17 protein-coding genes are annotated in these 19,698 nt (G+C 72.0%); 8 read left to right on the top strand and 9 right to left on the bottom strand.

The window, feature by feature from the left end:
- Nucleotides 1-40: 40 nt before the first annotated feature.
- The 3 genes from AB0B72_RS18405 to AB0B72_RS18395 are packed head-to-tail and all read right to left on the bottom strand — an operon-like array spanning nt 41 to nt 3,255.
- Nucleotides 41-367 carry an STAS domain-containing protein gene (locus AB0B72_RS18405; RefSeq protein ID WP_367739995.1) on the bottom strand — a complete coding sequence of 109 codons (327 nt, stop codon included), beginning with the start codon at nt 365-367 and terminating at the stop codon, nt 41-43.
- Nucleotides 368-1,426, bottom strand: a complete 1,059-nt coding sequence (locus AB0B72_RS18400; protein ID WP_367739994.1) for a B12-binding domain-containing protein — start codon at nt 1,424-1,426, stop codon at nt 368-370. It lies immediately after the preceding gene.
- Between the two features lie 29 nt (nt 1,427-1,455).
- On the bottom strand, nt 1,456-3,255 hold the full coding sequence (locus AB0B72_RS18395) for a PP2C family protein-serine/threonine phosphatase (RefSeq protein WP_367739993.1): 1,800 nt from the start codon (nt 3,253-3,255) through the stop codon (nt 1,456-1,458).
- Nucleotides 3,256-3,467: 212 nt separating this feature from the next.
- On the opposite strand from AB0B72_RS18395, the gene AB0B72_RS18390 reads away from it, so the two are divergent.
- The 3 genes from AB0B72_RS18390 to AB0B72_RS18380 are packed head-to-tail and all read left to right on the top strand — an operon-like array spanning nt 3,468 to nt 7,677.
- Nucleotides 3,468-4,706, top strand: a complete 1,239-nt coding sequence (locus AB0B72_RS18390; RefSeq protein ID WP_367739992.1) for a hypothetical protein — start codon at nt 3,468-3,470, stop codon at nt 4,704-4,706.
- 32 nt (nt 4,707-4,738) lie between these two features.
- Nucleotides 4,739-6,133 (top strand): diaminobutyrate--2-oxoglutarate transaminase family protein, encoded by a 1,395-nt coding sequence (locus AB0B72_RS18385; protein ID WP_367739991.1) that lies wholly within the window; start codon nt 4,739-4,741, stop codon nt 6,131-6,133.
- Entirely contained in the window at nt 6,130-7,677 is a 1,548-nt protein-coding gene (locus AB0B72_RS18380) for an aspartate aminotransferase family protein (protein ID WP_367739990.1), read from the top strand. Before AB0B72_RS18385 ends, AB0B72_RS18380 begins: the two co-directional genes overlap by 4 nt.
- Before the next feature lie 299 nt (nt 7,678-7,976).
- Here AB0B72_RS18380 and AB0B72_RS18375 read toward each other — a convergent pair whose 3' ends face one another.
- Nucleotides 7,977-8,879, bottom strand: a complete 903-nt coding sequence (locus AB0B72_RS18375; RefSeq protein ID WP_367739989.1) for an ROK family protein — start codon at nt 8,877-8,879, stop codon at nt 7,977-7,979.
- A gap of 180 nt (nt 8,880-9,059) precedes the next feature.
- On the opposite strand from AB0B72_RS18375, the gene AB0B72_RS18370 reads away from it, so the two are divergent.
- Nucleotides 9,060-10,049 (top strand): sulfite exporter TauE/SafE family protein, encoded by a 990-nt coding sequence (locus AB0B72_RS18370; RefSeq protein WP_367739988.1) that lies wholly within the window; start codon nt 9,060-9,062, stop codon nt 10,047-10,049.
- A gap of 6 nt (nt 10,050-10,055) precedes the next feature.
- Here the strand turns inward: AB0B72_RS18370 and AB0B72_RS18365 are convergent, their stop codons facing one another.
- The 3 genes from AB0B72_RS18365 to AB0B72_RS18355 form a co-directional block, all read right to left on the bottom strand.
- A complete protein-coding gene (locus AB0B72_RS18365) occupies nt 10,056-10,760 on the bottom strand; it encodes a dienelactone hydrolase family protein (protein ID WP_367739987.1) in 705 nt (234 codons plus the stop codon).
- A gap of 231 nt (nt 10,761-10,991) precedes the next feature.
- Nucleotides 10,992-11,450: a hypothetical protein gene (locus AB0B72_RS18360; RefSeq protein ID WP_367739986.1), complete on the bottom strand. Its 459-nt coding sequence runs from the start codon at nt 11,448-11,450 to the stop codon at nt 10,992-10,994.
- Between the two features lie 234 nt (nt 11,451-11,684).
- Nucleotides 11,685-12,236 carry a hypothetical protein gene (locus AB0B72_RS18355; RefSeq protein ID WP_367739985.1) on the bottom strand — a complete coding sequence of 184 codons (552 nt, stop codon included), beginning with the start codon at nt 12,234-12,236 and terminating at the stop codon, nt 11,685-11,687.
- 594 nt (nt 12,237-12,830) lie between these two features.
- Here AB0B72_RS18355 and AB0B72_RS18350 point away from each other — a divergent pair.
- The 3 genes from AB0B72_RS18350 (at nt 12,831) to AB0B72_RS18340 (ending at nt 15,455) form a co-directional block, all read left to right on the top strand.
- A complete protein-coding gene (locus AB0B72_RS18350; RefSeq protein ID WP_367739984.1) occupies nt 12,831-13,403 on the top strand; it encodes a hypothetical protein in 573 nt (190 codons plus the stop codon).
- A 337-nt stretch (nt 13,404-13,740) separates the two neighbouring features.
- Nucleotides 13,741-14,550 (top strand): helix-turn-helix domain-containing protein, encoded by an 810-nt coding sequence (locus AB0B72_RS18345; RefSeq protein ID WP_367739983.1) that lies wholly within the window; start codon nt 13,741-13,743, stop codon nt 14,548-14,550.
- A 128-nt stretch (nt 14,551-14,678) separates the two neighbouring features.
- On the top strand, nt 14,679-15,455 hold the full coding sequence (locus AB0B72_RS18340; protein WP_367739982.1) for an aminotransferase class IV family protein: 777 nt from the start codon (nt 14,679-14,681) through the stop codon (nt 15,453-15,455).
- Nucleotides 15,456-15,468: 13 nt separating this feature from the next.
- On the opposite strand, the gene AB0B72_RS18335 is transcribed toward AB0B72_RS18340, so the two are convergent.
- Nucleotides 15,469-16,434, bottom strand: coding sequence for an LLM class F420-dependent oxidoreductase (locus AB0B72_RS18335; protein ID WP_367739981.1), 966 nt, complete (start codon nt 16,432-16,434; stop codon nt 15,469-15,471).
- 80 nt (nt 16,435-16,514) lie between these two features.
- On the opposite strand from AB0B72_RS18335, the gene AB0B72_RS18330 reads away from it, so the two are divergent.
- The gene (locus tag AB0B72_RS18330; RefSeq protein WP_367739980.1) at nt 16,515-17,117 is read left to right on the top strand and encodes an O-methyltransferase; all 603 of its coding nucleotides are present in this window, start codon (nt 16,515-16,517) and stop codon (nt 17,115-17,117) included.
- Nucleotides 17,118-17,156: 39 nt separating this feature from the next.
- Here the strand turns inward: AB0B72_RS18330 and AB0B72_RS18325 are convergent, their stop codons facing one another.
- Nucleotides 17,157-19,571 (bottom strand): ABC transporter permease, encoded by a 2,415-nt coding sequence (locus AB0B72_RS18325; RefSeq protein ID WP_367739979.1) that lies wholly within the window; start codon nt 19,569-19,571, stop codon nt 17,157-17,159.
- Nucleotides 19,572-19,698 lie beyond the last annotated feature (127 nt).

Below are 19,698 nucleotides of genomic sequence, written 5' to 3'. Positions count from 1 at the left end.
CGCCGCGCCCTCGCCGCCCTCGGCCACCCCGTGAAAGGACTCAGCCCGGCAGGTCGAAGACCTCGTCCAGCATCGTGACCTCCAGCAGGTGGCTCAGGTGCGGAGTGAGGGCCACGATCCGCAGGTGCGCCCCCTGAGCGGCACAGGCCCGGTGCAGCTCCAGCAGCGCCGCCAGGCCCGAGGAGTCGACGAACTCCAGGCCGGACAGGTCGAGCTCAAGGGTGTGCGGACCGTCGGCGAACAGCTCCGGCACCATTGCCGGCACGTCGGGGGCGGTGCTGTAGTCGAGGGCGCCCTTGAGCGCGAGCCGGATGACGCCCGGCTCGGGAGCGAACGGCTCGGCCTGGAACGGCGGCGTGTCCGGCATCTACCGCGTGCCCTCCCCGGGGCCGCCGGCGCCGGAAGCCGCCTCGACGCCCTTGGCGAGCAGCGTACGGGCCTGTGGGAGGTCCTCCAGCTCGTCGTGGAAGATCCGCAGCCCATGCGAGACGGAGTCGGCCGGCACCCCGCGCGCGGCCAGGATGTCGCAGGTCCAGGTGACGAAGTCGGTGAAGACCGCGGGCTCGCCGACGTACAGGGCCGCGCCGAGGAAGTCGGCGATGTGCCCCAGGTCCTCCGCGGTGTATTCGAGCTGCTGCGGGCTGTAGGACGCCATGGGGGCGTAGGAGCGGGTCAGGCCCGCCATCACACGCGTGAGCAGGTCGGCCCGGCGGCGGGTGAGCCCCGCGTACTCCTCACCGGCCAGGTGGCCCGTGGTCTGCGGCGCGGGGAACGACGGCAGGTCGCCGGACGCCAGCCGGTCGGCGGCGGCGTCGGCGGCCGGGGCCCACCCGTCGGCGCCCAGCAGCGCGGCGAAACGGCCGTCCGCGCCGAAGCCGGGCCCGCCGGCGAGGACCGGGACGCCGACGGCCTGGCAGGCGGTGATGGTCGCGTGGACGCGCGGCAGGCGGGTGGTCAGCGCGCAGCCGAGGGCGACGACGTCCGGCCCGGTCTGCTGGAGGTGCGTGACCAGGTGCCGTCCCGGCACGCTGGCGCCGAGGAAGTCGACCCGCCAGCCGCGCAGGCGCAGCACCTCGGCCGTCATCCGGGCGGGCAGCGCGTGATACTCCCCGTCGGCGCAGGCCACGGTGGCCCGGCCCAGCGTCGGCCGGGGCCGTACACGCGCGCTGATCGCGGCGACGGCGCGCTCGCTGACGGCGGTGGCGCCGTGCTCACGCGCCACCGACCAGGTGCCGGAGGCCCACAGCTCACCGACCAGGCGCTGTGCGGGCGCGACGACGCGCAGCAGCACGTCCTCGGCCGGAACGCCGTCCTCGATCAGGCCGAGGACCACGTCCACGGCGGCGTACTCGTCGGCCTCGCCGATGCGTTCCAGATAGTGCTCGGCGGACGCGCTCAGGTCGTGAGCGATGGTCAGGTTGCTCATCGGTAGGGACCTTCCCGGGACGGAGACCGTCAACCACTCGCGCCGCGGGCCCGGATGGCGAGCAGCGCACGGTCGTCGTGCTCGCCTCCCGCCAGCCACTCCGTGCTGATCTGCTCCAGCCGCTCGACGAGGGCGGCCACCGGCATTCCCGCGCAGGTGCCCAGGGCCGCCTCCAGGCGGGCCGGGCCGAACATCTCCCGGGCGGAGGGGCCTCCGAACGCCTCGGTGACGCCGTCGCTGTAGAACAGGCACACCTCGCCGGGGGCCAGGTCCACGGTGACGGCGTTCAGGACGGGGTTCTTCAGCGCGCCGAGGAGCGATCCCCGTATGGCGACCCGCTCGACCACGCCGTCCCGGCGCAGCACCAGCGGCGGCGGGTGCCCGGCCACCGAGAGGTGGAGGCGCGTGTGACCCCCGGGGGCCCGGCTCAGCGCGCCCATGACCAGCGTGACGTACGAGTTGGGGGACGGCGAGGCGAGCAGGGCGCGGTTGAGCAGCTCGATCAGCCGCTCCGGGCGGCTCTCCAGCAGGAGCAGCGTGCGGAGGCTGTGCCGCACCTGGCCCGCCAGGACGGCGGCCCGGGCGCCCTTCCCGCACACGTCGCCCAGGATCACCAGCGGCGCCCGGATATCCCGGTCCGTCGCCGCACCCCCTGTGATGTCCTGCGGGTACGGCTCGGCGGCGAAGGCCGCGAAGGCGTCGGGGAGGTACACGTCGTAGAAGTCGCCCCCGATGAGCCCGGCCTGCTCGGACGCGCGTAACGATCCCGCCAGCTCGATCCCGTCGACGTCCGGCAGGTCGGGCGGCAACAGATCACCCGTCAGGATCGCGTTGGTGTCGCTCTGCTCCCGGTAGAGCGTGGCCGCCGCGATCGCGGCTCCGGCCCGTACGGCGAGGGCGCGCGCCAGGGCCTCATCCTCCTCGTCGAAGGGCGGCCCGCCCGCGCGCCGGGCCAGGACGAGAGCGGCCGACGGCGCTCCGTTCCCGGGCAAGGGGATCGCCATCAGGTGACCGGCGTCGCCGAACCCTTCGGGCACCAGCCACCCGGGCGTCCCGGCCGGGTCGAGCCGCCACACGCCTCCGTGGGGAGAGGCCGTCAGAGCGTCGGCGAGGCCCGCCACCGTGGCCGTGTCCGCCGCGGGGACGGCGCCTTCCTCGAATCGCGCGGACGCCTGTCCACGCCCGGCGGTGACCCGCACCCATTCCACCCGGCGGCGCAGGTCGGCCGGGAGCAGGACGATCGCCGAGTCGGCGAGGAAGCCGGTGGCGAGCTCCGCGGTCGCGCGGGCGCAGCGGCGCGTGTTCAGGGAGGCGGACAGCCGGCGGCCGGCGTCGAGCAGGAACTCGGTGCGCCTGCGCTCGGCCCGCAGCGCGAAGGCCGCGGCCACCCCGCCGGCTGGGCCGGCGAGGCCGGCGTAGGTGAGGTGCCAGACGTGGTGATCGAGCCCGGCCCGCTCACCGCGGACCCGGATGAGACGATCGCCGTAACGGACCTCGCGGGGCCGATCCGCGGGCCGCACCTCGCGGCCGGGCCGATCGCCGTGCGGGACCTCGCCGCCGCTGCCGGGCGAGGCGTCGTGGGCGAACAGCTCGGCCGCCGGCCCGCGCGCGGTGTCCGTCCCCGCCTCGACTCCTGGGAGCATCTCCGCGGCGACCGCGTTGACCAGCACCACGCGTCCGACGGAGTCGCACAGCACGACGCCGTCGCCGCAGCCGTCGAGCGCGGCGAACAGCACAGCCGGCGGCAGATCGGGGAGCCGGTCCCCGTCCCGGGACATGCCGGGCGGGCGCGCCGGTCCACCGGCGGCGGGGCGAGTGGCGCGGCTCACCCAGGCGTTCCCGTCATCCCACAGCCTTCCGGTCTCGGATCTCTCCCACAGTACCGCCGCTCATCCATCCCGAAATTTCCGTCATGCCGACGGTCTCCACGATCCCCGCTCCCACAGGCGACACGGCTCACATAGTGATCCGTCCCCTTGTCAGATCGTCGATCGATGTTAGGTTAGGCTCACCTAAGTTATTGGAGTGAGACGATGTGACGATGCAGCTTCCCCCCTCGGCGGCGCCGCGATCCGCCTATCCGGTGGAGGTGCTTCCCGGAGCCCTGCGCAGCCGCCTGCTCAGCATGGCGGACGGCGTTACGACGGTCTCCGCGTACCTGTACGACGGCTCGATCGCCGCCGCGCAGGCCGGGGCGCTGCGGGCCGCGCTTCCCAAGTGGGCCGCCGTCCACTACGCGATGAAGGCCAACTCCTTCCCCGGCGTCGTGGAGTCCCTCGCCCCGCACGTCGACGGCTTCGAGGTGGCGTCCGTCACCGAGCTGGAGCTCGCCCGCCGGGTCCACGCCCGTACGGCAGAGGGAATAACCCGTGTGGTCGCCGCGGGGCCGGCCAAGTCGGTCCCGTTCCTGACGGCCCTGGTCAGGGCAGGCGTCGAGGCGATCAACGCCGAGAGCCCGCTGGAGCTGCGCCGGATCAGCCGGATCGCGGCCGGCGAAGGAGTCCGCGCCCGGGTCGCCCTGCGCGTCAACCCCGCCGAGATCCCGATCGGGGGCTCGCTGCACATGGGCGGCACTCCGTCGGCGTTCGGGGTGCCCGAGCCCGACGTGCCCGAGGTCCTGCGGGAGGCGGTGCGGCTGCCGGGCGTCGACCTGGCCGGCTTCCACGTCCACGCCGCCTCCAACAACCTCGACGCGCGGGCCCACGCGGCGTACCTGCGGTGGTGCGTGGAGTGGAGCGCCCGTACGGCGCGCGAGAACGGCGTGGACCTGCGCCACGTCGGCATCGGCGGCGGCCTGGGTGTGGCGTTCGAAGGCGAGGAGCCCTTCGACGTCGCCCTGTTCGGCAAGCTCGCCGGGCAGGTGGAGCCGCCGCCCGGCGTGCGGGTCGTGCTGGAGCCCGGCCGCCTCCTCGCCGCCGCCTGCGGCTGGTACGCCGCCGAGGTGACCGACGTGAAGCGGTCGTACGGCGGGTGGTTCGCCGTGCTGCGCGGCGGCATCAACCACTTCCTGCTGCCCACGTCGTGGGACATCGTCCACAACGTCGCGATCCTGCCCGTCGAGCGGTGGCCGCCGGGCCTGCCGCGCCCCGCCGCCGAAGACGTCAGGATCACCATCGTGGGCGAGCTGTGCACACCGGAGGACACCCTGCTGCGCGACGTCCACGTGGACCGCGTCCGCGCCGGCGACCTGGTCGTCTTCCCCTACGCGGGCTCCTACGGCTGGGAGTTCGCAATGCACCGCTTCCTCGGCCACCCCGTCGCCGAACGGCACATGCTCTGATCATCCGCAGCCCATCACCAGGAGCCTGATCGATGACCTTGAACGACGGCATCTCCCGTCAGCCCGGCGCCCGTGCCGACGCAGGCGGCGTCCTGCGGCGCCAGCGCGCCCGGGAGTCCTCGGCCCGCACGTACGCCCGGTCCTTCCCGATCGTCCCGGTCAAGGCGTCCGGCATGACGGTCGAGGGCGCCGACGGGCGCCGCTACCTCGACTGCCTCTCCGGAGCCGGCACCCTCGCCCTCGGCCACAACCACCCGGTGGTGCTGGAGGCCATCCGGCGGACCGTCGACGGCGGCGCCCCCCTGCACGTGCTGGACCTGGCGACGCCAGAGAAGGACGAGTTCGTCGAGACGCTGTTCGCCACGCTGCCGGACGGCCTGCGCGACCGGGCCCGCGTCCACTTCTGCGGCCCGGCGGGCACGGACGCGGTCGAGGCGGCGCTGAAGCTGATGCAGACCGCCACCGGGCGCCACGGGCTGATCGCCTTCACCGGCGCCTACCACGGCATGACCGCGGGCGCCCTGGCCGCCGGCGGCAACGTCACGGTCAAGGCTCCGGTGCCCGGGATCGCCGCCGACGTGACGCGGCTGCCGTACCCGTACGCGTACCGCTGCCCCTTCGGGGTCGGCGGGGAACGGGGCGCGGAGCTCGCGGCGACGTACGCGGAACGGCTGCTCGACGACCCGGCCGGCGGAGTCGTCCCGCCCGCCGCGATGATCGTCGAGGTCGTGCAGGGCGAGGGCGGCGCCGTCCCCGCGCCCGACGGCTGGCTCCGCGAGATGCGCCGCGTCACCGCCGAGCGCGAGATCCCGCTGATCGTCGACGAGGTGCAGACCGGCGTCGGGCGTACGGGGGCCTTCTGGGCCGTCGAGCACAGCGGGATCGTGCCCGACGCGATCGTGATGTCGAAGGCCATCGGCGGCGGCCTGCCGCTGGCCGTGATCGTCTACCGGGACGACTACGACGGCTGGCTGCCCGGCGCCCACACCGGCACATTCCGCGGCAACACGCTCGCGATGGCCGCGGGCACGGCCACCCTGCGGCACGTCGTCCGCGAGGGGCTCGCCGCGCGGGCGGCGGCCGTCGGCGCCCGCGTCATGTCGCGCCTCGACGGGCTGCGGACCGAGCTGCCCGCGATCGGCGACGTGCGCGGACGCGGCCTGATGATCGGCGTCGAGCTCGTCGACCCCGACGCGGCGCCCGACTCGTGCGGAGCGCGCCCACCGGCCCCCCGGACGGCGGCTGAGGTCCGCGCGGCCTGCCTGGATCGCGGTCTCATCGTCGAGCTCGGCGGCCGGTACGACGCGACGGTCCGGCTGCTCCCCCCGCTGACCATCACGGACGAGGAGGCCGAGGCCGTCCTCGACCGGCTGGCCGACGCCATCGCCGAGGTGACGTCCGCGAGGTTCGCTGGGCGGCCGGCATGAGCGACCCTCTGCGTATGCTCCCGGCGGCGCTGGCCGGGGGCGCCGGCGGGGCGGAGGCCCTGGAGCCGTTGCTCCGCATCGTGCTGGACGCCCTGGTCTCGGGCGCCGCACGCCGGGGCGGCCCGGTCCCCGCCGGATCGCCCGAGGATCTCGCCGCCGAAGTCGCGCGGGCTCTGTCCGGCACCGGCGGCGCCCGCCACACCAGCGACGGCGGCGGTGATCCCGGTGGCGGTGGCGACGTGCTGCGCGACCTGACCGCCCTCCTGGCGTACGGCAGCGCCGACCCGGCGGATCCCTGGTGCTCGGCGCACCTGCACTGCCCGCCCCTCGCCGTCGCCGTGGCCGCCGACCTGGCGGTGTCGGCGCTCAACCCCTCCATGGACTCCTGGGACCAGGCGCCCGCCGCCACGTCGGTCGAGACCCTCCTGCTGAAGGAGCTGGGGGAGCTGGTCGGCTACCCGTCCGACGCCACCGGCGTGCTCACCTCCGGCGGCACGGAGTCGAACCTGATGGGCCTGATGCTCGCCCGTGACCGGGTGCTGGGCCGGGCGACCGGAAGCCAGGTGGGGCTCACCGGGCTCACCGGGCTCACCGAACTGGCTGGACCGGCCGGGCTTCGCCCGAGGATCTTCGCGAGCGAGGCCGCCCATTTCTCCGTACAGCGGTCGGCGGCCCTGCTCGGCCTAGGCGAGCAGGCCGTCGTGCCCGTCCCGGTCGACCACGAGCTGCGGATGGATCCCCGTGCGCTCGGGGACGCCCTCAAGCGAAGTGTCAGTGCGGGCGAGACCCCGGTGGCCGTGGTGGCGACGGCGGGCACCACCGACACCGGAGCGGTCGACCCCCTGCCGGCGTGCGCCGCGCTCGCCGCCGAGCACTGTGCCTGGCTGCATGTGGACGCCGCGTACGGCGGCGCGGCGCTGCTGTCGGACCGGCTCGCTCCACTGATGGACGGGATCGCCCTGGCCGACTCGGTGTCCCTCGACTGGCACAAGCTGGGCTGGCAGCCGATCGCCGCCGGGGTCTTCCTGGTCCGGCGGGCGGAGACGTACGCGTCGCTGGCCCGGCGCGCCGCCTACCTCAACCCGGCCGACGACGAGGAGGCCGGTTACGGGAGCCTGCTGGGGCTCTCCCTGCGCACCACCCGCCGGGCGGACGCCTTCCCCCTCGCGGTGACCTTACGGACCCTGGGCCGCGAGGGCCTCGGCCGGCTCGTGGACGCCTGTCACGACCTCGCCCGGGCGGGGGCCGCCACGGTACGCGCGCATCCCCGGCTGGAGCTGCACGCCGAGCCCGTCCTGACCGCGTTCTTGTTCCGCTACCTGCCCGCCGACTCCGCCTGGTCGGACGAGGTCAACGCAGGGCTGCGGCGCCGGCTGCTCCGAGAGGGACGGGCCGTGATCGGCCGCACCGAGTTGCCAGGGGAGGGCCCCGGGCGGGTGCGGCTCAAGCTGACCCTGCTCAACCCGCACACCACATCCGCCGAGGTGGAACGGCTTCTGCACGCCGTCGCCGCCGCCGGCGAGGCCGAGGAGGAAGCGCGGTGATCAGCATGTCCCCCGAGCGTCTGCCCGCCGGAGGTCCCGCCGCCTCACGCGCTCCCGAGACTCCCGGCGGCCGGCGTGCGGCCGGCCGTCCCCGTGCGGTACCGGTCCGCGACCGGATGGCACCGGTTCGGCGAGCCCGTCGTCGTCCCGCCAGGGAAGAGCGACACTCCCGGCGCAGGCGCCGCGCCGAGCTCACGGCCTTCGAGAGCGCGGTCACCGACTGGGAGCGGGGCCGGGGTTTCGAGCGCCTGTGACCCCGTGACCCGCCCCGAACCGGCGCCGCGTTCACGTGGGCCGGCTCATGTGGCCCGCAGCACCAGGGCGGCGGCGCCGAACAGGCCGGCGTCGCGGCCCAGGGAGGTCGGCTCCACCCGCAGGCGGCGCAGGAAAGCCATCCCGGCGTTCCGCTCGACGGCACGCTTGAGCGGATCGAACAGGGCCGGCCCTGCGGCGGCGACGCCCCCTCCGACGACGACGTGGTCGAGGTCCAGCAGCGCGGCCGCGGTGAGGATCGCGGTCGCCAGGGCGTCGGCGGCGCGCTGGAACGCCAGGCGCGCCACCGGATGCCCGTCAGCGGCGTCGGCGGCCAGCGCCCGCGCGTCGTCGCCCTGCCAGCCGTTCGATCCGGCCCACCGCGCCATGCTCGGCCCGCTGGCGATGGTCTCGACGCACCCGATCCCGCCGCAGGGGCACGCCTCGCCGCCGGAGTCGACGGTGATGTGGCCGATGTGGCCCGCGTTCCCGGTCGGCCCCACGTACGGCACGCCGTCGAGGACGAACCCGCCGCCGACGCCCGTGGACACGACCATGCCGAGCATCGCCCGGGAGACCGGCCCGTCCGGCGTGCCCCGCCACCACTCGCCGAGTGCCATGCACTGGCCGTCGCCCGCCAGCCGTACGGGACGGCCGGGGAGCATCTCGCCCAGGACGTCGACCAGGGGGAAGCCCCGCCAGCTCGGGATGTTCACCGGGCTGACCGTTCCCTCGACGTGATCGAGAGGGCCTGCGGATCCCACACCGACGCCCTTCAGCTCGGAGGGGGGCACGGTGGCGGTGATCCGGGCGACCACCTCCGACAGGGTGTCACCGGCCGGGGCCGAGCCGCTCAGCGGGATCTCGGCGCGGGCCAGGATCTCGCCGTCGGCGGTCACCGCGGCCGCCGCGAACTTGGTGCCGCCGATGTCCACGGCGAGGACGGTCACGGCCGCGCCCGCGTAAGCGGAGGGCAGATGCTCACGTTTGATCTCACTCCTGGGCGGTCGTATCCACTTAACCGAGTAAGCGCCGGAACGGCATTCCGGCTATGACAACGATGTCAACGGTAAGGCACTCCCATCGAGACGGGGTATCCCTAATTCCGATGGGAAAGGTAGGGTTAGCGGGTGCATTTCGACTACACCATGGCGATCGGCTCATTTCTGGTCGCCGTCGTCGTCGGCCTGACGGGCATGGGCGGAGGGGCGCTGATGACGCCCATGCTCGTGACGTTCTTCGGCGTGCCTCCCCTCACCGCCGTCTCCAGCGACCTCGTCGCCGCCGCCGTCATGAAGCCGATCGGCGGCCTCGTCCACCTGCGGCGGGGGACGGTGAACCTCCGGCTCGTGGCCTGGCTCTGCGCCGGTTCCGTCCCGGCGGCGTTCTGCGGGGTGCTGCTGGCCCGGGCGCTGGGCGACGGCGAGGGCGTACAGGACGTGATCCAGAAGGGCCTGGGCATCGCGCTGCTCATCGCGGCGGCGGGCCTGGCCGTGCGCGGATACCTGGCCCTGCGCGACCGGGCCGAGGGCCGTACGCCGGAGACCGGCCGCCGCACCGCCGCGCCCGGCGAGCCGGCCGCCACCGGGCTGCCCTCCGTCACCGTACGGCCCGTCCCTACCGCGCTGGTCGGAGCGGTCGGCGGCATCGTGGTGGGCATGACCTCGGTGGGCTCGGGCTCGCTCATCATCGTGGCCCTGCTCGCCCTCTACCCCGCGCTCAAGGCCAACCAGCTCGTCGGGACCGACCTGGTCCAGGCCGTTCCGCTCGTGATGTCGGCGGCGCTGGGGCACCTGCTGTTCGGCGACTTCCAGCTCTCGATCACGACGGCCCTGCTGGTGGGGTCGATCCCCGGCGTCTACATCGGGTCGCGGATCTCCTCCCGGGCGCCCGGCGGCCTGATCCGGCGTGCCCTGGCGTTCGTGCTGCTGGCGTCGGCGTTGAAGATGTTCGGCGTGGGCAACAGCCCCACCGTGTGGGTGCTGGCCGGCCTGCTCCTCGCCGCCCCCGTCTTCTGGACGTTCCTGCGCGTCCGGCTGGGGCTGCCGGCGCTGCCCTGGACCCGGCCGGGCGCCGGACCCGCCAGCGAGGAGCCCGCCCTGCAGCGCTCGGACGGCTGAGGCCGCTCAGCTCGCGGGCAGACGGCGCGCGAGGAAGTCCATCGCCAGCCGCCAGGCCGTACGGCCCGCCTCCGGATGGTGGAACCGGGGGGCGCGGAAGTTGTGGAAGGCGTGGCCGGCGGCCTCCTGCACGTGGATCTCCACGCCGGGCCTGCCCGCCACGGCCTCCTCCACCGCCGCCACCTTGTCCCGCGGGATGTACGTGTCCTGCCCGCCGAAGTGGAACTGGACGGGGCAGTGGATCTCGTCCAGCAGCCCGAGCTTCTCGGGCACCGCCGTGCCGTAGAACGACAGCAGCACCGCCGGCTCGGCGCGGGCGGCGAGGACGTAGGCCAGGGAGCCGCCGAGGCAGAAGCCGAGGATCCCTGCCCCGCCCATCACCTCCGGAAGCGACGACAGCGTCTCGAACGCGGCAGCGCAGTCGTCCGCACCGGCTTCGACGTCGTACCGGGAGCCCAGCTCCAGCGAGCGGGCCACCCCCTCGTCATCGTGGCCGGACGCCCAGTTCCGCTCCAGCCGCCAGAACAGGTCGGGCACGGCGACGACGTAACCGAGCGAGGCCAGGTCGGCGGCGACGGCCCGGATGTAGTCGCTGACGCCGAAGATCTCCGGTATCAGCAGCAGCCCCGGGCCGTGCCCGCGCTCGGGAAACCACAGGTGCAGGTCGAACTCGCCGTCCGCCACCCTGACCGGCCGCGTGCGTGCGGGCATGACGTCCTCCCATCGGTGCGCTCGCTGATCACGATCCTCTCACCGCTGTCCGTCCTCGGTCGCTACGGTGAAGACATGCTGCTCCGAATGGAGATCGACGGCCGCCGGCCCGGGAGGCGTCATCGCGGAGAGTGGAGGCCGTACGGCTGCTTGCATGCTTTGAGCTGGGCTGATGCCTCGTTCATCCTGCACTCGCGGGCGGGCTCGATCTAATTCACCTCGTCGCCTCCGCTATCCGCACCACCATGACGTGACATAGGAAATACCGCCGTAACGGTATCCGGCTCGGATGCAGACCGAGGAGCTGGCCGCCTTAAAGCGAGCTCTGCTGTAGTTGGGGCCGGTGGAGCTCATGGCCTGCAGACCGCACTGGACCCAGTCCTTGTGACTGTTCTCCGAGTAGTCGATCCAGATGTACTCGCCACTCTTCGACGAGGGAATCCAGGCATAACCGTACGTACCGGTTCCGGTCGATGGCGTGCCGGATCGAGTCTCAAGGCTCCGCCCGTCGGGGAGCACCAGCCAGGCCTTGCGGTGCTTGTTCGTGAAGTGATAAGGGCTGATCAAGCTTCCACAGCTGGCGGCGGCGTGCGCCGGAGCCGCCATGGGTGCCAGCAATGCGGCTAAGAGCGTCGCACTGAAGGCGATTGCCTGGAGGGAATGAAATTTCCCGATTTCTCGCATGCGCACCTGCCCAGAATGAAACGAATGGGTGAAATATCGCTTTAATCGTCCCCGCTGCAACGTCCGGGTCAACATGGTCACCAGCTGTCACAGCGCCCCCTCGGCCCCCGCCCGGGTTGTCAGGTCGTCACTCCTCGACGGCCTGGCCGATGACCTCGAAGGGCATCGGTGCTTGGGTGTGTCAGCGTTCGGCCGAACCCATGCCGTGCGCAAACGGATTGGACGCACGACCGCCTCACGTTATTTGCAGCGAGCGGGCTTGGTCGCGTTGAGATAGACCTCGTACACAGTGCGGTCGCGGATGTTGAACGAGGCTCCGTCGCAGAAGAAGTAGGGATCGTCTTCGATGGTGTAAACGGCGCCGGACCAGGGGCCCGCTGAGAACGCGTAGGCAATGGCGCTGGTCTTGTTCGCTCCGACGCACTTGAAATCCAAGGGGCCTCCGTAGCCCCACAGGGTCGCGGCCCTGGTCTGGCAGTTCGCGGCGGCAGCGGCCGACGCGGGACTCGCCACAGGGCTGGCGATCGCGGTCGTGAGGACGGCGGCCACCGCGAAGCCTTTCAGCGCCATCCGCAGCTTTCGGGAGGATTCGCGCCCGAGGGAATGACGGGCATTGTTGTCGAGAAAAGCGCGATGCTCTTGGCCGGATTCGAATGGTCCGCCGATACGCCGGCCGAGGTGGGCCGATCGGCCACCCTTCGAACGATACGCGGAAATCTCATTGGACTCCTTACAAGAAGGAAGGATGTTTCGGCATGCCTTGCCGGCGATTCCTCCGCTGTTTTCCCGCATTTCTTTCCGCCGGAGTGCCGCTGGACGAGGACAACATAAATCTTCGCTTCCGTGGCAGCCAAGAGAAAACACGACGGTGGGACGACGGGATGGCGAAAGGCAGGATGACCTGCTATGACGCGGGCGCCGTGGGATGCCGATGGGACAGGGGCCGTGCCACCCGCCACCTCCGGGGGATCTGAACACGGGTGGAGTTCCTCATGGGTCTGCTGGACCCCTGCCTCCGACGAGGACGACCAGGTGCTCCGATCGGCCGACCGGTTCTTCGCCGAGGTACTCGATCAGAACGGCGACGGCTACCTGCGCCGGCCCGATCATGCGTGCTCGTTGCTCGCCTCGCGAATCGATGCTTCCATCCTGGCTGCGGCAGGCCGGCGAACGGTCTTCGTCCCAAAGTAATCCCACGCGCTCTCGTCCCAGCAGGTCAGCGGGCCCTTGTCATCCCGGCGTCCCGCCTTCGCCATTTCCCTTGGCCGCCGTCGAACCGGGGTTTTACGTTGTCGTCGTCCAACGGCGCCCGGCGGCGAGAAATTGGGGAAACAACGAAAGAATCGCCGCCACGGCACGTGAAGTAACGCCCCTCTAAGGAGTCCCATGAGATTTCCGCGAATCACTCGCAGGGCGGCTGATCGGCCCGCCCCGGTCAGAACATCGGCGGACCGCTCGGGTCGGGCCAGGAGCATCGCGCGTTTCTCGACCGCGGTGGCGGGGTTCTCGCTTCTCGCCGCCACTTTCTCTCCCGCCGCCTCCGCCACCACCTCCAGGGCCCTGGCCTGCACATCCCCGACCTTCTCCGTCTATCCCGGCTCGAGCACCAGCAAGCTTCGCTACGGCCAGGTGGACTTCCACTTCTACGCGTGCAGCGACCAGGCGCCTTCGTCCTGGTCAGCCTCAGTGACCAAGGCTCAGGTGAACAGCACCGGAAAGAATCTCGGATTCTACATCGACGGCACGAGCATTCCCACCGACTCGACCGGGAGCTACTACCGGTATTTCCGGGGGAACATCTACGCGAGCACCTGCACGCCGAGAGTCCACTTCCCGTGCGCCCGCTCATACAGCTTCTCCGTCCAGTTCCAGGTCACCAAGGACAGGTTCGGCAATCCTCAGGTGTACATGGGATCCAGGACCGCACCGTCAGGGATGGCGCTTTTCACCACTCCCTGACACACCGCATGTTCATCTGATCGCAGGACCAGGCGCCGTAACCGCGGTGTCCTGGCCCTGCTTATGTGTGCTTACGCTTCAGGTTGAAGTGCGCATGAAGGCCGTCCTCGACGGGGTCACGAACGGTTCCGCCTTCTCCACACCCATCACGCCAATGGAAGAACGACGCTTGTGCCAGGCAGTGACGCATGGCAAGGAAGTGGTCGAAGTGGGATACTGAGACGTCCCGATCGATCATGATGTGCACGCCCCCGCGTACCTGCTGAGACAGCTATGGGACGACGCTCTCGGCGGTCGCGGACCGGTAAGCGACTCGTTCTTACTGTGAGAGGGTGCAATGACACATGAGGAGGAAACCGAGCGGTTCGCGGCCCGCCTTCGTATGCTTAAGGAGCGTGCCGGAACCAGCTTCGAGGCGCTGGCCAAACAGAGCGGGATCAGCCGATCGAGCCTCCATCGCTACTGCTCGGGCACCAAACTGCCGGTCAGCTACGGCGCCGTTCACGCGTTCGCCAAAGCATGCGGGGCCACCGGCGAGGAACTCCGGGAGTTGCACAGGTTATGGGCGCTCGCCGGTGCCACGCGGTCCTCACAGACGTCGCCCGAACGCCCTGCCGTGCTTCAGGACGCGGAACCCGAGGAGACCGGCGAGTCGCGGGCGCCACAGCCGGTTGCGCCCGCATCACCGCCGCGCCTTCGTCTCCGCACCGCGTGGGCCCTTTTGGCGGCGGCGTTCCTCGTGGCAGCCGTTGCCATCATCGCCGTCATACTGCGAGCAGATCAGAAATCCAACCTGCCGGCGATCGCGAAGCGCGAGCCAGAGGCCTCCTCAACCGCGGCGATACGGGTTTTCAACATCGAGGGCGACTGCAAGAGTCAGAAGGAACGGTTGCCTGCCTGCAGTATGGGCCTGGCCCGCGATCCGAGACTGAAATACGACGCCGACAATGTGGTCAGCCACCGCGTATGGCACAACGACGTCTTGCTTGTCGACTGTGTCCTTTATGACGGCGAACGGGTTGAAGACGAAACGGGCGTCGGCACGACACGCTGGTTCAGGGTTCGGCTCGACAGCGCGCCCGGTGGCCACGCCTGGCTCCCCGCGGTGCGCAGCCACGACAATCCGGTAGTGCCGGTCTGCGCCTAACTGAGAGCCTGCTGACCAAAAGATTTGGCCGCGTGAGGTCGGAACCAGGGATGCCCTGGTGGAGGCCGTCTTCAGGTGTTTTGCCCGCGGCTGATCGCCGTCCGTCCGCCGGTCGCTACGGTGAAGGCATGCTGCTCCGAATGGAGATCGACGGCCGCCCTCCCACGGCGGAACGACTGCGTCATCCCGCGCTCGTCAACTACGGGCACTTCACCGCCATGCAGGTCAGGGGCGGGCGCGTCCGCGGGCTGGGCCTCCACCTGGCGAGGCTGGACGCGGGCAACCGGGAGCTGTTCGGCGCGGGCCTCGACGGCGACCTGGTCCGCCATCGCGTACGGCACGCCCTGGGCGACGACGTCCGTGACGCGTCGGTGCGGGTGATCGTGCACTGGCCGGACGACGCGGACGCGGCGGCGGTCATGGTGACCGTCCGCCCGCCCGCCCCGTCGCCCGGCGCTCCGCTCAGCCTCAGGTCCGTCTCCTACCAGCGCCCGGCGCCGCACATCAAGCACGTCGGCGGGTTCGGGCAGATGTACCACGCCAGGCGGGCCGTACGTGAGGGCTTCGACGACGCGCTGCTCACCGGCCCCGGAGGCGTCATCGCGGAGAGCGCGATCGCGAACATCGGCTTCTTCGACGGCACGGGTGTGCTCTGGCCGGACGCCCCCTGCCTGAGTGGCATCACCATGCAGCTCCTGGAACCCCTGCTGCCCGCCGCCGGGTTGCCCTCACGACGCGGTCCCGTACGGCTGGCCGACCTGCCGTCGCTCCGCTCGGCCGTCGTGACCAACTCCCACGGGGTCGCCCCCGTCAGCCGGATCGACGACCTCGATCTCCCGGTGGACGCGGCCTTCACCCGTACGGTGACCGAGACCTACGAGTCGGTCCCCTGGGACGCGATCTGAGCCGCTCGAAGGATCAGAGCCGGCGCAGCGCCGGGAGGAGCTCCTTCTCGGACCAGTCGAAGAACTCCCGCTGGTGCTCGTGCCCGATCTGGACCAGGGCGACGTGGGTGAAGCCCGCGTCGGTGTACTGGCGCACCGCCTCGACGACGGCGTCCACGTCCGCGCCGCACGGCACCTTCTCCGCCACGTCCTCGGGACGGACCGTCTCGGTGGCCGCCGCGAAGCTGACGGGCGCGGGCAGCTCGGCCATCACCTTCCAGCCCGGCGCCGACCAGCGCCACAGCCGGTGCGCCCGCTCCACGGCGGCGTCGCGGTCCTGGTCGTAGGAGATGGGCAGCTGGCCGTAGACGGGCTTGCCCTCGCCCCCGGAGGCGGCGAACTTCTCGACGAGCGAGGCGTCCGGCTCGGTGGCCACGAGCGCGTCCCCCAGCTCGGAGGCGATGTCGACCGACTGGACGCCCGAAGCGGCGACGGCCACCGGCACCGGAAGCTCCGGCAGGTCGAACAGCTTCGCCGAGTCGATGTCGAAGAACTCGCCGCGATAGTTGCGGTAGCCGCCCTGGAAGAGCTCCTTGATGATCTCGATGGCCTCGCGGAACATCTCGTGCCGCGTGTTCACCGGAGGCCAGCCGTGGCCGACGACGTGCTCGTTGAGGTTCTCCCCCGCGCCCAGGCCCAGGGTGAAGCGGCCCTCGCTCAGAACCCCCATGGTCGCGGCCTTCTGCGCCACGACCGCCGGGTGGTATCGCATGATCGGGCAGGTCACGTAGGTCATCAGCGGCAGCCGCTCGGTGACCTGCGCCACCGCGCCCAGCACCGACCAGGCGTACGGCGAGTGCCCCATCTCCTCCAGCCACGGGAAGTAGTGGTCGGAGATGACCGCGTAGTCGAAACCGACCCGCTCCGCCGTAGCGGCGTCCTCCACGAGTTGCCTGGCGGGCGTCTGCTCGCTCATCAGGGTGTATCCGATTTCAGCCATACCGCGCCCCTACCCACGTACCGGCCGAACTCCCCGACCCGCATGACGGTCTTCATCCCCTCACGGGGCATGCTGGAGTGGTGGCGATCGACGGCACCGGCGCGCACGCCGGCATGCGGCTGCCGCCTCTCGTCGCCGGCGCCGTACAGCTGGCGCGGCGGCGGGCGTTCCCCTTCTCGTGCCGTCCCGAGCAGGGGCGGCTGCTGTGCGCTCTGGCCTCCGGCGCCCGGACCGGCATCGCCGAGACCGGCACCGGATGCGGCGTCGGCCTCGCCTGGATGGCCGTCGGCGCGACGCCCGGCGTCCCGATCGTCAGCGTGGAGCGCGACGCCGGGATGGCCGCCGCGGTGGCCGAGCTGTTCGCCGGGATGCCCGACGTCACCGTCGTCCACGGCGACTGGACGGCCGTCTACGACCACGCGCCGTACGATCTGGTCGTGCTCGACGGCGGCGGGCAGGGCAAGACGGGCGCGGCGGCCGACCCGGACCTCCTCCTCGAACCCGGCGGCACCCTCGTCATCGACGACTTCACCCCGGCGCGAGGCTGGCCGCCGTCACACGACGGCAGGCCCGACGAGGCCCGGCTGCACTGGCTGGAGCACCCGTCCCTGCGGGCCGTGGAGCTCCGGCCGGCCCCCGACCTCGCGTCGATCGTGGCCGTACGGCGCTTCCCCGGTGACTGACGCCCCCCGCGGCGCGTTCTCACCCGGCCTCACGTGGCCTTACTCCGCGGAGAGTACGGCCGCTATGCGGAGCCGCCCGGCGGCGCGGCTCGGCCACACGGCGAGGAGGCAGGCGATGAGCAGGGCCGCCGGGACGATGAGCGCGAGCGCCAGAGGCGCCGAGGGCGGCACGTACTGGAGGGGCGTCTGCTCCGCGGCCACACGCCAGACGGTTCGGCCGAGGGCGAGGCCGAGTGGGATCCCGGCGAGCAGGCCGATCGTCGCGAGCACGGTCGCCTGCGTGACGACGATGAGGCGCGCCTGCGGACGGGTCATGCCGAGCGCGCGCAGGACGGCGACCTCATGGCGCCGCCGCCGTATGGCCGTTGCGAGCACGTGGCCCGTCGCTCCTACGGAGAGCAGCGCGAGAAAGCCGCCGAGGAGGGCCGGCAGGCCGGCGATGTCGCGGATCTCGGTGATCTGCGGCGGGGGCGTGGCCGGGAAACCGACCGTCACCGGGTCTCCGGCCGTCACCGCGTCCGCGATCTTCTGCAGCCGGGGGACGACCACGGCAGGGTCGGCTCCCGGACGCAGTGCGACGTGCGCGATGTGCCACATGAAGGGAAAAGGACCTCCAGCGACGAGGTGCCGGAAGGCGGCCGGTGTCACCCAGCCTCCCTGGGTGTAGCCGCTTTGCAGTCCGGCCGGCAGGAGACCGATCCCGGTGACGCTCATGGCCGTCGTCTCGGCCCCCGGCACGGAGACCCGGTCGCCGATACGCATGCGCAACTGGCCGGCTGTCTCCGCCCCCAGTGCGATTTCGCCGGGCCCGGCCGGAAGGCGCCCCTTGAAGAGGACCGCCTCCAGCGGCTCACCCACCGGGTCGTACGTGAAGACAGGGAAGGTCACGCCCCGCGACCGGACGACGGAGATCCTCGAGTCGTTGACGGCCGCCACCGCGGAGTCGCGCGCGATCGCCGCGACCAGCGGCGCGGCTCCGGTCACGTCGTCCCCGCCGAAGCCCAGATAGATCTCCAGTCGCTGGGTCTGCCCGAAGCGCGCCGGATTGCCCGCGGCCTCCGACACGCCGGCGGAGAAGGTGAACGCCGCCAGCACGCCGAGCACCCCGGCCACCGCCCCTGCCAGCGCGGGCCGTACAGCCACCGCGGTACGGCCCCGCCCGGGCTCGAGCGCGAACCGGGCTCCCACCACCACGGGCAGGGGAAGGCCCGCCTTGGCCACGGCTTGGGCGATCGCCGATCGGCGACCCGTCGTCGTGGGCCCGACCGCTCGCATGACCGCCGCGGTGGCGGCGGCGCCCGCGCCGGCCAGCACCGCGACGAGCGCTCCGCCGAGCACGAGCACCGGCGCGTCGACGTCGAGGCCGGGCGCGGGCTCGTGCAGGGCCGCGCTGCCGATGGGCATCCAGCTCGACGCGGCCACGGCCCCCGCGACGCCGAGGAGCACGCCCGCGATTCCAGAGAGAGTGGGACCCGCCGACGCCGCCGTGACCTGCTGGCGCGGAGTCATGCCGACGGCTCCCAGACTCCGCAGCTCGGCGATCGCCGTCCCGCAGTAGCGGGCCATCGCCTGGCCCACGAGGACGATCGCGGCCACCGCCGCCACAGCGGCGAAGAACGTCAGGGCGGCCGCCTCGTAGCCGTCGACCTGGCGACGATGCGCGGTGACGGTGGCGTCGATGTCCTCCATGTCGACGTACGAGCCCGTCACCCTGCTCACGTCGGCGCGGAAGGCCGCGATGGCACCGCGGCCCCCTTTCAGGCGCGCCAGGCCCTCGATCGGGATCTCGCTGTGAGCGCCCACGATGTTGGCGTGGTACCGGGCGAACAACGCCGGCGACGCGATCACGCCGCCTCCTCCTCCGGGGTTCTCGGCGAACCACGACGACCTCACGACGCCCACGATCCGGGCCGGAATCGCCGGACCGGCCGGTCGCAGCCCGCCCCCCGGGCGGTTGGTGGCGGCGGCCTGCTCCGGGGTCATCAACCGCAGAGTCACCCGGTCTCCGACACCCTTGCCCCGGTTCTCCCGGAACAGCGAGGTGACGACGACCTCGTCCACCCGCCCGGGGTCGGCGAGCCGGCCGTCCAGAATCACCGGAACCTCGATCGTCCGGAAGAGCTCCGCGTCGCCCGGCGGGAGCGTGAGGCCGCTCCGGGTGTCGGGCAGGTCGTCCACGCCGAACGCCATCGCGGGGAGGGTCGTGAGCGCCTCCACCTGGGGGAGGGCGCGGACCGCGGCCCAGAACCGCGCGTCCGAATCGAAGGGCCGCATCACCACGGTCGCGGCCCTGGTCGCGGCCGCCAGCCGGTCGGCCGCCGTGTCCCCCCGGCGGGCCCCCGCGACGGCCGCGAGCACGGTGCCCGAAGCGAAGGCGATCAGCAGAGCGAGCACGGCCAGCGCCCGCCACCGGCGGCGCAGTTCCAGCGACAGCCAGAAACCCGACAGGCTCATCCCGCTCCTTCGACGAGCGGGCCGGCGAAGAGGCCGCGTCCCGCGAGCGATGCGATCGCGCGATCCATATGGGGGATTACACGCTTCTGCGCCACATCGGCCAAGGGTGCTGGTACCCCCAGGCCAA

This window comes from Microbispora sp. NPDC049125, assembly GCF_040802045.1.
In the GTDB taxonomy this organism is placed as follows: Bacteria; Actinomycetota; Actinomycetes; order Streptosporangiales; family Streptosporangiaceae; genus Microbispora.
The sequence above is the reverse complement of the archived record's forward strand: the minus strand, read 5'-3'. Positions and strand labels throughout refer to the sequence as shown.

Bases quoted from the DNA above. Each gene is read 5' to 3' on its own strand.
- AB0B72_RS18325 (WP_367739979.1), bottom strand. From the start codon at position 19,571: ATGAGCCTGTCGGGTTTCTGGCTGTCGCTGGAACTGCGCCGCCGGTGG.
- AB0B72_RS18365 (WP_367739987.1), bottom strand. From the start codon at position 10,760: ATGCCCGCACGCACGCGGCCGGTCAGGGTGGCGGACGGCGAGTTCGAC.
- AB0B72_RS18390 (WP_367739992.1), top strand. From the start codon at position 3,468: ATGCAGCTTCCCCCCTCGGCGGCGCCGCGATCCGCCTATCCGGTGGAG.
- AB0B72_RS18345 (WP_367739983.1), top strand. From the start codon at position 13,741: ATGACACATGAGGAGGAAACCGAGCGGTTCGCGGCCCGCCTTCGTATG.
- AB0B72_RS18340 (WP_367739982.1), top strand. From the start codon at position 14,679: ATGCTGCTCCGAATGGAGATCGACGGCCGCCCTCCCACGGCGGAACGA.
- AB0B72_RS18405 (WP_367739995.1), bottom strand. From the start codon at position 367: ATGCCGGACACGCCGCCGTTCCAGGCCGAGCCGTTCGCTCCCGAGCCG.
- AB0B72_RS18335 (WP_367739981.1), bottom strand. From the start codon at position 16,434: ATGGCTGAAATCGGATACACCCTGATGAGCGAGCAGACGCCCGCCAGG.
- AB0B72_RS18350 (WP_367739984.1), top strand. From the start codon at position 12,831: ATGAGATTTCCGCGAATCACTCGCAGGGCGGCTGATCGGCCCGCCCCG.
- AB0B72_RS18355 (WP_367739985.1), bottom strand. From the start codon at position 12,236: ATGCGGGAAAACAGCGGAGGAATCGCCGGCAAGGCATGCCGAAACATC.
- AB0B72_RS18400 (WP_367739994.1), bottom strand. From the start codon at position 1,426: ATGAGCAACCTGACCATCGCTCACGACCTGAGCGCGTCCGCCGAGCAC.
- AB0B72_RS18385 (WP_367739991.1), top strand. From the start codon at position 4,739: ATGACCTTGAACGACGGCATCTCCCGTCAGCCCGGCGCCCGTGCCGAC.
- AB0B72_RS18380 (WP_367739990.1), top strand. From the start codon at position 6,130: ATGAGCGACCCTCTGCGTATGCTCCCGGCGGCGCTGGCCGGGGGCGCC.